Origin of the sequence: Mangrovibacterium diazotrophicum (assembly GCF_003610535.1) — a bacterium.
GTDB lineage: Bacteria > Bacteroidota > Bacteroidia > Bacteroidales > Prolixibacteraceae > Mangrovibacterium > Mangrovibacterium diazotrophicum.
Window position 1 is genome coordinate 3,191,256 of sequence record NZ_RAPN01000001.1, and the last position, 12,825, is coordinate 3,204,080.

Sequence of the window (12,825 nt, forward strand, 5' to 3'; positions counted from 1 at the left end):
AATGAAAAAGTTATTGTTTTTCCTTTCGATTGTGACTCTGATCTTCGCTGGTTGTAGCGACGATGAGCCGAGTGGACCGAACGTTATTGAAGGTTCTACCCTATCAGGTGACATTACGACTGATACAGAACTGGATGCCTCAGTTGAATATACCTTGAATGGCACACTGAGCGTTAAAAACGGCGCTACTCTGACAATCCCTGCCGGTACAATGATTAAAGCCACCTCAGGCTTTAGCTCGTACCTGATCGTAGAACAAGGTGGTAAACTGGAAGCAAACGGTACTGCCAGCAACCCAATTACCTTCACTTCTGCCGCTTCTTCTCCTGCAGCTGGTGACTGGGGTGGTATCTGGATCAACGGTTTTGCACCAATCTCAGGTGGTGGCACCGGAACTTCTGAAGTTGATGCTACACTGCCTTACGGTGGTACTGATGCAGCTGACAACTCTGGTACCCTGACCTACGTGAAAATCCTTTACTCAGGAGCACAATCAAGCGAAAGCGTTGAACACAACGGTTTGACTTTAGACGCTGTTGGTAGCGGTACAACAATCAACAACCTGTACATTGCTTACGGTGCTGATGACGCTGTTGAATTCTTCGGTGGTTCAGTAAACGTAACAAACTTGTTGGCTGTTAACTGCGACGACGATATGTTCGATGTAACCCAAGGTTGGACCGGTACACTGGATAACGCTTACGGTATCTGGGAAGATGGTTATTCAAGTACGGAATCTGACCCACGTGGTATCGAAGCTGACGGTAACCTCGATGGTAAATATTCAAGCCAATCAGGTCAATCTGATTTCACAATGACCAACATCACCATCAAAAATGCGTCAAGTTACCTGATGGAAGACGGTATCAAAATCCGTCGTGGAGCTACTGCAACAATCACAAACGCGCTGTTGATCGGTGGTAATGCAAAAGACCTGATCGATTTGACTGACTCATCGGGTGATGCTACAACAACCACTTCAATCAGCCTGACTGTAGACAGAACTTCTTACACTTCTAACGAAATTCATGCTGACGCTACTTACGCTAACGTGGTAATCGAAGACGGCAACACTGGTGCAAGCACTGGTGCATTTGCCTGGACTGGTTACGACTTCGACGCAGATATGACTGCTGAAATCAGTGGTGATGTAACTGAAGATGTGTACCTGAATGCTTTGTACACTTACACCCTGAACGGTACCATGAACGTTAAAGATGGTGCTACCTTGATCATTCCTGCCGGAACAACAATTGAGGCTACAAAAGGCTTTGCTTCTTACCTGATCGTTGAACAAGGTGGTATGATCGAAGCAGCTGGTACTGCTGATGCACCTATTACGTTTACTTCTGCTGAAGCTTCTCCTGCAGCTGGAGACTGGGGTGGTATCTGGATCAACGGTTATGCTCCAATCTCTGGTGGTGGTACCGGAACTTCAGAAATTGACGCAACGCTTCCTTACGGTGGAACTGACGCAGCTGACAACTCAGGTACATTGACCTATGTGAAAATCCTTTACTCAGGAGCACAAGTAAGCGAAAGCGTTGAACACAACGGTCTGACTTTGGACGCTGTTGGTAACGGAACAACAATCAACAACATTTATGTGATGAATGGTGCTGATGACGCGGTTGAATTCTTCGGTGGTACAGTTAATGTAACCAACTTATTGGCTGTTAACTGCGACGACGATATGTTCGATGTGACTCAAGGCTGGACTGGTACACTTGATAACGCTTACGGCGTTTGGGAGTCTGGCTACACAAGCTCTGAATCTGACCCTCGTGGTATCGAAGCTGACGGTAACCTGGATGGTAACTACCCTAGCGACTCAGGTCAGTCTGACTTCACGATGACAAACATCTCGATTGTAAACAAATCAGACTATGTAATGGAAGATGGTATTAAAATCCGTCGTGGCGCGACTGCTACTATTACAAACGCTTTGATCGTTGGTGGTGTAGCTAAAAACATCATCGACATGACTGACAGTAAAGGTAATGCCAACACTGCTTCTGCAATCAGCTTAACTGTTGACGGAACAACTGTTCCTGATGGTAATGACGAAATCAATACAGGTAGCGACACGTATTCAAGTGTTGTTATCGAAGCCGGAAACACAGGTGCTTCTTCTTCAGCATTTGAATGGACTGGCTTCACAAACTTCTAATCTTCATGATTGTACAATAATTGAAGTGTTGACTTCAATTCCCGTAAATTTGTTGGGAGACCGTCCATTGGGCGGTCTCTTTTTTTTATAAAAAGAATCGTACTGTTTAATCAATTTTTAATTCTGCTGTAACTCCATCGTAATCGTCCTCCTATACTTTTGACTCAACAAATTACGAGATCATGAAGAATTTATTTTTAACCGTCTTGATGGTATTTGCGATTAGCGTCGCAATGGCCGGAGAAAAAAAAGACAAAGAAGCTGTTGAATCCAACGCCAGCGCAACTACCGTATTAAGCGGTTCAGTAATCGACCAGCTAACAAACGAAGCTTTGGTTGGTGTAAAAGTTGAACTGGAAGGTACCAACAAAGTTGTTTATACCGACTTCGACGGAAATTACAGTTTCGAAGATGTAAAACCGGGAACTTATAATCTGACTGCAAGCTACGTTTCATACGAAAAGAAAAGCATGGAAAAGGTTTCGGTAAACCCGAATAAGAACGAAATGATTATTAGCTTGAAATCTTCAAACTAGTATTTGCGGATTTCTATATACTTAAGATTGCAGCCACTTCTGAGAGCAGGAGTGGCTTTTTTCATGCAATTACGCGTCTGCTTTACATAAGGGATTAAATTTTACCTCATTTTGTGAAATTTAATCGTAATCGTTTCTTAATTTTTTATAGGGCAGTTAACTTTGGCTTAACATTAGAAACAAGAATCAACCAATTAAAGGAGGCGCAAGATATGAAAAAGATAATCTTAATGATCGGTGTACTTTTCTTCGTTGCTCTGGGAGCTAACGCACAAGAAGTAATTGAAAAAGATGGTATTTACTATTTCGATTCAAAACCTTATACCGGAAGTTATATTGGCACTTACGACAATGGCAACACCAAATTCAGCCTGTTTTTGAAAAATGGCAAGAAAGACGGTGAAATGCGTATTTATTTCCAAAATGGCAAACTGAACGAAATCCGCCATTATAAGAAAAATGAAATGGACGGTACCTGGATCACCTACAATGAGGATGAAGTTCAGGTCGGTTTAGCCAATTACAAAGCCGGTAAAAAAGACGGCGAGTGGAAAGTATGGAACGACCAAGGCAAAATGATCTACGAAATGAACTATGTGAATGGCGAGAAATCGGGCACATGGAAAAAATTCGGAGCCGATGGTCAAATCCTTAGCGAAAGAACGTTTTAATTTTCAACGTTAAAATGCAAAAAGAGGAGCTTTCGGCTCCTCTTTTTTATTAGCTGCGTTTCATGATTCCGTAGCAAAGTATCTTTAAAATATTGTCGACTCCTTTTTCGAGGTTCGTAGTCCCATAGTCACCGGCTGTCAGCGGCATTTCAAGCCCTTTAATAGCCGTTGTAATTCCGATAGCAGCCAGGGTAAAATCATAGATCTCGAAGGTATTTTTCCGGACTCCTTCAATCAGGATCCGTTTAATCATCCGAATCTCTTCCTGGTTGTATCTGTTCTTGATATTATCGATGAATTCAATCGCGGTAACGTCATTCTCCAGTGCATGATAAAAGTTCGCCAAACCACGGAAAGTTGTCAGCTTGGTCAGAATATATTCCCGAAGTTTCTCCACCGGATCGGTGTTCCGCATCACAACTTTCTCCAACTCGCGTTTCAAAATCTCCACTTCTTTCAGAATCACCGCCTGAAACAAATCTTCCTTGCTGTTGAAATAATAATAAAGCGAACTTTTACCCTTCCGAACGGCATTGGCAATATCGTCCAGGGTGGTCTTCTTATACCCGTACTTACTAAAAATATCCTGAGCAATTTTCAGGATTGTCTCCCGGTTGGCGTCTTTCTTATTTACACCATTTTCGAGGTTCATCACCATAACTGGATAGTCTTATTTAGAAATGCGTAAATATAGCTGAAATTTTCGAATGTTTTTTGCCAAAAATCTAACTACTCAACATCTGGCTTTTTAACAAGCTTAAAATCAAGCTGCTTTTTCTCCAGATTCGCCCGCATAATTTCGACCCAAACCGACTCACCTAATTGGTAAGTGCGCTTACTGTGATTACCAACCAAACAATAATTCTTCTCATCAAACATGTAGAAGTCGTCGTCGAGTTCGCGCATAGGCACCATGCCTTCGCACTTATTTTCCAGCTCAACGTAGAGTCCCCAGTCGGTAATTCCCGAAATGACGCCCGGGAAGGTCTGCCCTATTTTGTCCTTCATAAACTCAACCTGTTTGTACTTGATGGAGCTCCGTTCGGCATTGGCTGCACGGCTTTCCATCTCCGACGAGTGCTTGCAGTAGTCTTCAAATTTCTGCGCATTTGCCGATCGTCCGCCATCCAAATAGCGTTCCAGCAGGCGGTGCACCATCACATCGGGGTAACGCCGGATGGGCGATGTAAAGTGGCTGTAATACTGAAATCCCAGCCCGTAATGTCCAATATTCCGGGTCGAATATTCAGCTTTGGCCATTGAGCGAATGGCGAGTGTTTCCACCACATTCTGCTCACTCTTACCCTTCACCGTTTCCATCAATTCGTTCATCGATGTTGAAATGGTTTTGGCAGAGGTTGTCTGAATACCGTAACCGAATTTCTTGATGAAGTGGTTAAAGTTCTCCAGCTTTTCAGGATCGGGTTTGTCGTGAATCCTGTAGACAAAGGTTCGGGCTTGCTTGCCACCTTTCTCTTTCCCGATCGACTCAGCTACTCGTTTATTGGCAAGTAGCATAAACTCTTCAATCAACTTGTTACTGTCTTTCGACTCCTTGAAGAATACCGAAAGCGGTTTTCCTTTTTCGTCGATTTCGAATTTCACCTCGATGCGATCAAAGGCCAAAGATCCTTCTTTAAAGCGTTTGCTGCGCAATTTTACCGCCAGCGTATTTAGTTGTAAGATCTCCTCTTTCAGGTCGCCTTCGCCGGTCTCAATAATCTCCTGAGCCTCTTCATAGGTAAAGCGGCGATTCGAATGGATAACGGTGCGCCCAAACCATTCTTTCAACACTTCTCCGTCCTCATTCATTTTAAAGACAGCCGAGAAACAGAGTTTATCCTCGTTAGGACGAAGCGAGCAAACGCCATTCGACAGCTTCTCAGGCAACATCGGCACAACCCGATCCACCAGGTAAACCGAAGTGGCCCGCGAGTACGCCTCATCGTCCAAAATCGTGTTGGGTTTTACATAGTGACTTACATCGGCGATGTGCACACCAACTTCCCAAAGACCTTCTTTGAGCTGCCGAACCGACAAAGCATCATCGAAGTCCTTGGCATCGGCCGGGTCAATCGTAAACGTCGTTACATCGCGCATATCGCGCCGTTTCTCAATTTCTTCATCCGGAATATCAAGCGGAATGCGTTCTGCCGCTTTCAGCACGTTTTCGGGAAAACGGAGAGGCAAATCAAACTCCGCCAAAATCGCGTGCATTTCCGTATCGTTCTCGCCGGCATTTCCTAATACTTCAATCACCTCCCCAAACGGATTCTTCGCCCGGGTTGGCCACTCGGTGATCCGCGCAACCGCCTTCTGTCCGCCAACAGCACCATTCAGCTTGTCGTTCGGTATAAACAGGTCGAAACCAACTTTACCGACCGGTATGAGGAATGCGAAGTTACGCGAGCGTTCTATCGTCCCTACAAATGTGGTTTTCGCACGTTCAATAATTTCGGTGACCTCACCTTCCAACTGGTGCTTTTTGCGTCGCGCATACATCGTCACCCGAACTTTATCGCCTTCCATCGCGTGGTTCAGGTTACGTTGCGATACGAGTACCGGCTGATCAATTTCGTCGGAGACAACAAGCCCAAAACCTTGTGGCTGCAGCTCTACCCGACCGCAGATTTGTCCTCCGCGCGAGGTCACTTTATACTTGCCACGGAATACCTGCTCGATGGTTTGATCCTCGGACAGTTCATCCAAAACAACGCTGACCAGCCGGCGAATTTCGGGATCTTTCACTCCCAACTCCGAAGCTAACTGCTTATAATTAAAACTCTTTTGGGGATTATCGTAGAAAACGGTTAATATGGCGTTTTTGAGATTTTTTTTATTGAAAGTCGAAGACTTCGGTCGATTCTTCTTATTTCTTTTCTTCATGTTTCGACATTGAATATTCGCGATTGAAGTTAAAACTATTTATTTAGGATATAAAAAAAGAGGAAAGCAAATAATCGCCCTCCTCCGGAATTTTTATTGTAAAATTTTTGATCGAATTACTTCTTGGGGTACACGGAAATCATTGGATAAACGTCGAGGTTATCGATAAACAACTCTCCTCCTGTATTGTAGAGAATATATTCGTCGCCAATTCCGGTAGACGAGTATTGTCCGGACAGAACAACTTTACCGTCATTTGCGAAAATCTCGACCGAAGACCGATCAACCAAAACATCCAGTTTTATCTTGCCATCCTCGGGCATCAACGAAGCCGATTTACCCAGACAGGATAAAAGATTGCGGGTCGCATCGTAGCGTATTTCCACACCATTCTGTCCTTTCGCTGCCCGAATAACGTAACCAAAACTACTCACGGTTTTCAGATCAAAAGTTCCTTTGAAACGGAAACAATCTCCTTTCAACCGCTTCACCGGATTTTTATCCAGACCCGGCAAGATATTTTTTTCGCTAATGTTGAATGATTTGTCCTGAAGTTGTCCCAATTCCTTCACCGGCTCTTTTACCAAACGAAGGCCTTCGGGATACTTATGAAGTGACAACTCAACCGGGATCGACATCTGGCCGGCAAATGGCATTTCAGCCAACTCTTTTTCCGAAATCGAACCAATTTGAATAACGCGCTGCGTACCATCCTCGCCAGGCACGATCCAGCTCGAGCCACCTTTAAATGTGCCATAGTCCGTTTTCATCAAACTGGTGAGCGCCGTAAAACTTTTACCGTCAAAATCACCAATCACATAGGCACCGATCGAATCCGTCAGCACCCACTGTTCTTCATCCGGGTGTCCGTTAACCGGCAACTCGAAAAGATCGGGGCGTCCTTTTGGTCCAACAATGTGGCTTTGGTAACTCCAATCTGTCAAATTAGTCGATGTGTAAAACGAAAAGCCATCGCCAATATCGCCGTCTTCGGGATTTCGGGCCAGCACCATCACAAAGCATTTTCCGGGTTCGTACCAAAATACTTTCGGATCGCGGGCATTTTCGTCCGCTTTATATGGGATGATTGGATTGCTACCGTACTTCGTCCAGTTTTCTCCGTTATCGCTGCTGTAAGCCATGCGGATCCCACAATCGTAACTCGTGTAAAAAATCACCAGCGTTGGCGAGCCTCCTGCTTGCTTTCCGAGTACATTTTGCTCATCTACCAGGGCGCTACCGCTGCGGATAGTACACTTATACAAATCGCGGGTGTCATTGTCGGGAACAACGGCGATCGGCTTCACCTCCCAATGCAACAAATCCTTACTCACAGCATGCCCCATATTGGTGTAAATGGCTGTATTTCCAACCGGGCTGTATTCGTAAAACAGGTGATAAAGCCCATCACTGTAAACCGTAGCGGCCGGGTTACCGATCCAATTGGCAGGCGCAGTAAAATGAAATTGCGGTCTCATCGATTGCGTGAAATCAGGTTCAGACTCCTGAGCGCGCGCAAAAACAACAAATAAACACAGTAATAAAGCAGAACAAAGAGGTTTGATCATGGCTGAAATTTTCAATTTGCTTAGCAAAATAAGCAAAAAAACGCTATATAAATCATAAATTGCTTCACGCAATTTCGGTTAAGCCAATGAAGTTTATTTTTACAGCCATATCTCTAATTCTGCTTTTCAGCCCGGCGAAAGGACAACTCAAAACAATGGGCAAAGCACATGTGCATGCACCCGTATGTTACGCATCCGACGAGGTGCACCGGGTTTATGTGGAGCCGCCGACGCGGATCCGACTTAAGTCGGCCCAAACGACTGCTGCAACCATTAACGTTACCTACATTGGTTTTTCGGATGAAGCAAAAACCGCCTTTGCTTATGCTGTCGACATTTGGGAGGGACTGATAAATTCACCTGTCACCATCAACATCCTGGCGCGTTGGACTCCACTGGAATCAGGTGTTCTGGGAAGTTGCGCCCCGACCGACTACCTCGAAAACTTCGACGGCGCCCCACTCAAAAATTACTACTACCCAATTGCACTGGCTGAAAAACTCGCCGGCAAAGAACTGAATAATTCGTATGAATACGAGATATCTGCCCAATTCAACAGCAGTAACGAATCGTGGTATTTTGGAACCGACGGCAATACGCCGTCCACAAAATATGATTTTGTATCGGTGGTTCTGCACGAAATCGCGCACGGGTTGGGCTTTACAGGCTTGTGCTACGAAAGTACAAGCGGTAATCAAACCGTTGGAGGCTACGGCTGGATCGAAGACCATCCGGGAATTTTTGACGATTACATGATCAACTTTGACGGAGACAAACTGGTTGACCAGACGAAGTTTCCGAACTTCTCAACAACCCTCTTTGACGAGTTTGAATCCGGCTACCTGATCTTCAAAAATGACGAAACAAAGTCGCAAACCAACAACAGCTATCCTCGCCTTTACGCTCCACTGACCTACGACGAGGGATCAAGTCTTTATCACTTGAACGAAAGCACCTACTTTCCCGGAAACCCGAGTTCATTGATGACCCCGAGTATTGGGCGCGGCGAAGCGATTCATAATCCGGGACCGGTTACACTGGCTATTTTCGACGAAATGGGATGGGTTTATACCACGATCATTCACGATGAATTACCGGATACGGAAGATACGACAACACCTTTGACCGTGGAGGCCCAAGTCATAAGCGACAATGGTCTCGACAGTACCAGTGTAAAAGTAGTTTACACTTACTCTGATTTCACAACACCAGACACCCTTCAACTGAATTATCAAGCATCAACCAGCTTGTTTACAAACCAAATTCCGATAAACGGCGCGAGTGAAATTCGCTATTACCTCATTGCAAACGACGTTGACGGGAACTTATTCGCCTTGCCAACACAAGCGCCGGATACCTATTTCAATGTGCTGATCGGTGTGGATCAAACTCCGCCGACATTGACTCACGAACCGGTTGTCCTGCAAATGGAAAGTGACCAAACACTAACAATTACGGCACAAGCAGAAGACAACATTGGTGTTGCCAACGTCAAAATGGAGTACGCAATCAATGACCAGGACTTCCAAACAGTAACGCTCGACGAGGCGGATGATGCCTACCAGAAAACAATCACCCTGCCGACGATTACCGACGGCGACTCTATCCGGTATCGCCTAATCGCGACCGATACATCCAGTCAGGCATTAACGACCATACTACCCTCAAACGGTTATTTTGTCGTTACAATCGAGGGATTTTACGACGCAGTGACGAATTACAGCAACAACTTTGACACCCCGGATCGGGATTTTATTTCGACAAGCTTTTACACCGCTACCGAAGAAGGCTTCGACAATGCCTCTCTCAACAGTCCCCATCCTTACCTGGCTCCCGAAAAATCAGATCAAAACTTTGAATACACAAGCATTTTGAAGCACCCGATCATTTTACAGGAAAACGGCGAGATGAGCTTTAACGAGGTCGTCCTGGTTGAGCCCGGCGCAACAGGGACAAGCTATAGTGACGACGATTTTTGGGACTATGTTATTGTTGAAGGATCGCTGGATGGCAGCACCAACTGGCTGCCAATTATCGATGGCTACGACTCGCGGGCAAACAGCTCCTGGCTCACAACCTACAACTCTTCAACGGATGGCGATAACTCAACGGCAACAGGAACGAAAGACCTGTACGTTGCACGAACAATTTCGCTAACCGGAAACGGCAATTTTAGCGCCGGGCAAACGGTGTACCTGCGCTTCCGCTTGTTCTCCGATCCTTTCGCTTACGGCTGGGGTTGGTCCATCGACGATCTGGTGATTCAGGATCCGGGAACTGCAGTTGCAACAATCGAAATCTCTCCGGGCGAAGTCATTTTCTTCCCAAACCCGGCAAAAGATCAGTTGAATATCCAGGGATCTTTGAAAGAAGCTCCAGGTGATATTCTGCTTTCGATCTACAACAACACAGGGCAAAAATTACTGCAGCGAAAAATCGAGGGAAGCACCGCCAACTTTAATGCCGAGCTTGATATCTCGAACTGGCAATCCGGTATTTATCTGGTCAATCTTCAGTTTGAAAACGGGCAATTGATTTCGCGTAAAATTGTGCGGGAATAGTCGGAACAGGGTTGAATTGAGATTTCATTTCTGTTAATAATCCGGGGGCAATTTTGAAAAAATAGAAACAAAACAGCCGATAAATTTTGATTTTAAAATAAATCTCTATCTTTGTCAGCAAATTAGACAGAAACAAATGCTTTTAGCTAATACTTTTTATTACTGGTTTTATTACTTCACTTCCAAAAACGGGGTCGAACAGTAATTGTATTGTCAAAAAAGCAGAGAATAAAATACTAGAAGGTCCCGAGATTACTCGGGACTTTTTTTTTGAAACAAACGAACATGAATGTAAGCATTGTAGGACTTGGATTAATTGGCGGATCGGTTGCCAAAGATTTGCGAAAAGCGAATTTTGCAACCCACCTCATCGGGGTCGAAGCCAGCGAAGCACACGCAGAGGAGGCCTTGCGCATTAATTTAGTCGACGAAGTACTTCCATTGAATGACGCCGTGGCCAAATCCGATTTGGTGGTCATCGCCATTCCGGTGGACAAGATTCGGCAAATCCTTCCGCAGGTTTTGGACCAAATCCAACCGGGCACTACGGTGACAGACCTGGGATCGACCAAGCAATTGATTGCTGATGTGGTTGAAGGACACCCGAAACGTCGCAACTACGTGGCTGCCCACCCGATGTCGGGAACCGAGAACTCCGGTCCTTCAGCTGCAATGGACGGCTTGTTCGAGGGCAAAATCACCATCATCTGCGACCAGGAAAAAAGCGGACCTCAACACCTGGCTCTGGTTGAGAAGATGTTCCAGTGCTTGGGTATGAACATTGCCTACATGTCGGCCGACGAACAAGATCACAGCACCGCTTACATTTCACATCTTCCGCACGTTGTAGCATACGCGCTGGCTAACGCGGCGATGTCTAAGGAAAACCGCCACATCATTTTCGACCTTGCCAGCGGGGGGTTCAATTCAACGGTTCGCCTGGCAAAAAGTACACCTTCGATGTGGGGGCCAATTTTTCAGGACAACCAAAAGTATATCATTGAATCGCTGGATACGTATATAAAGCATCTGAAAGAATTTCGGGAGAGCATTTTAAACGACGAACAGCGAATGTACGAGCTGATGGAAAACGCGACCAAGATCCGCGAAGTGCTGGGTGGTGCAAACCCGTCGCTCATTAAAAACGAAGAAAAAATTATTAAACTTTATACCAAGTAGAAATGGGAGTAGAAATTGACATTAAACCAATTAAAGAGTGGTTACCGAAGCTGAATAACCCTCTTTTAATTGCCGGGCCTTGCAGCCTTGAAACTGAAGAACAAGCGATGGACACAGCGCGTCAACTGGCTAAAGACCCGCGTGTATTTGTATACCGCGGTGGTGTTTGGAAACCACGTACGCGTCCGGGAAGCTTTGAAGGGATTGGCACTGTGGGTTTGGAATGGCTGAAGCAAGTAAAGCAGGAAACCGGCTTGTTGGTGGGTACTGAAGTTGCTAATGCTCAACATACTGAAGAAGCTTTAAAAGCAGGATTGGATGTACTTTGGATCGGAGCCCGCTCAACAGCCAGCCCGTTCGTTGTTCAGGAAATTGCTGACGTACTGAAAGGTACCGACGCTGTGGTCATGGTGAAAAACCCGGTTAACCCGGACACCCAATTGTGGATGGGTGCCATCGAGCGACTGTCGAAAGTGGGTATTACCAAACTGGTAGGTATTCACCGCGGTTTCACTCCTTTCCGCGAAACCAAATACCGCAACTATCCGAACTGGCAATCGTTCATCGAGCTACGCCGCCTGATGCCAAATCTGCCGGTTATTTGCGACCCGAGCCACATTGCCGGAAAACGCGAATACCTGTCCGAGATCTCTCAAAAGGCATTTGACATGGGTATGGACGGTTTGATGATTGAATCACACCGCGATCCGTCATGCGCGTTGAGTGACGCTGCACAACAGCTGACACCTGCCGACCTGTTCAAATTGCTGGATAAATTGGTAATCCGCAACGAGAAAGTTGACAACAAACAATTTGAAGATCAGCTGGAAATGCTGCGTAGCCGTATCGACTCACTGGATACTGAATTGCTTGAAATCCTTTCGTCACGCATGGAAGTTGTTCGCCAAATTGGTCAGTACAAAAAAGATAACAACGTGACTGCGCTTCAAATGAGCCGTTGGACTGAATTGATGAACAAACGCGTTTCTGCCGGGGAGAAAATGAATTTGAACCGCACGTTCGTACAGATTCTTTTCCAATTGATTCACGAAGACTCGGTACGTATGCAAACTGAAATTATGGATGCTGAATAAGCATTGCTGAATCGATATTGAGAAGGACTGCCGGACGGTGGTCCTTTTTTTTCGAGCACCGATGCACGCAGAGACGCAAAGTCGCCAAGATACCCATTGTTTAGTGATCTGGAATGCAAAGGCCTTTAGAAGTTTATTTTCAACTGCATCCTATTGCCTT

At 45.5% G+C, this 12,825-nt stretch carries 9 protein-coding genes; 6 read left to right on the forward strand and 3 right to left on the reverse strand.

What is annotated here, in order from left to right; genetic code table 11:
- Position 1: 1 nt before the first annotated feature.
- The 3 genes from BC643_RS23525 (at position 2) to BC643_RS12550 (ending at position 3,377) form a co-directional block, all read left to right on the forward strand.
- Positions 2 to 2,170 carry a hypothetical protein gene (locus tag BC643_RS23525; RefSeq protein ID WP_211338048.1) on the forward strand — a complete coding sequence of 723 codons (2,169 nt, stop codon included), beginning with the start codon at positions 2 to 4 and terminating at the stop codon, positions 2,168 to 2,170.
- Positions 2,171 to 2,352: 182 nt separating this feature from the next.
- A complete protein-coding gene (locus BC643_RS12545) occupies positions 2,353 to 2,706 on the forward strand; it encodes a carboxypeptidase-like regulatory domain-containing protein (protein WP_120273415.1) in 354 nt (117 codons plus the stop codon).
- A 212-nt stretch (positions 2,707 to 2,918) separates the two neighbouring features.
- Positions 2,919 to 3,377, forward strand: a complete 459-nt coding sequence (locus BC643_RS12550; protein ID WP_120273416.1) for a toxin-antitoxin system YwqK family antitoxin — start codon at positions 2,919 to 2,921, stop codon at positions 3,375 to 3,377.
- A gap of 49 nt (positions 3,378 to 3,426) precedes the next feature.
- Here the strand turns inward: BC643_RS12550 and BC643_RS12555 are convergent, their stop codons facing one another.
- The 3 genes from BC643_RS12555 to BC643_RS12565 all read right to left on the reverse strand — a co-directional run bounded on the left by BC643_RS12555 (position 3,427) and on the right by BC643_RS12565 (position 7,831).
- The gene (locus BC643_RS12555; RefSeq protein WP_120273417.1) at positions 3,427 to 4,035 is read right to left on the reverse strand and encodes a TetR/AcrR family transcriptional regulator; all 609 of its coding nucleotides are present in this window, start codon (positions 4,033 to 4,035) and stop codon (positions 3,427 to 3,429) included.
- A gap of 71 nt (positions 4,036 to 4,106) precedes the next feature.
- Positions 4,107 to 6,263, reverse strand: a complete 2,157-nt coding sequence (gene rnr / locus BC643_RS12560; protein ID WP_120273418.1) for a ribonuclease R — start codon at positions 6,261 to 6,263, stop codon at positions 4,107 to 4,109.
- Positions 6,264 to 6,379: 116 nt separating this feature from the next.
- Positions 6,380 to 7,831 carry a glycoside hydrolase family 32 protein gene (locus BC643_RS12565; protein ID WP_147377218.1) on the reverse strand — a complete coding sequence of 484 codons (1,452 nt, stop codon included), beginning with the start codon at positions 7,829 to 7,831 and terminating at the stop codon, positions 6,380 to 6,382.
- An 86-nt stretch (positions 7,832 to 7,917) separates the two neighbouring features.
- Here BC643_RS12565 and BC643_RS12570 point away from each other — a divergent pair, with 86 nt between their 5' ends.
- From BC643_RS12570 to BC643_RS12580, 3 genes are all read left to right on the forward strand, one after another.
- Positions 7,918 to 10,392, forward strand: coding sequence for a T9SS type A sorting domain-containing protein (locus BC643_RS12570; RefSeq protein ID WP_120273420.1), 2,475 nt, complete (start codon positions 7,918 to 7,920; stop codon positions 10,390 to 10,392).
- A gap of 270 nt (positions 10,393 to 10,662) precedes the next feature.
- Positions 10,663 to 11,571, forward strand: a complete 909-nt coding sequence (locus BC643_RS12575) for a prephenate dehydrogenase (RefSeq protein ID WP_394340503.1) — start codon at positions 10,663 to 10,665, stop codon at positions 11,569 to 11,571.
- 2 nt (positions 11,572 to 11,573) lie between these two features.
- A complete protein-coding gene (locus tag BC643_RS12580; protein WP_120273422.1) occupies positions 11,574 to 12,665 on the forward strand; it encodes a chorismate mutase in 1,092 nt (363 codons plus the stop codon).
- Positions 12,666 to 12,825: the final 160 nt, after the last annotated feature.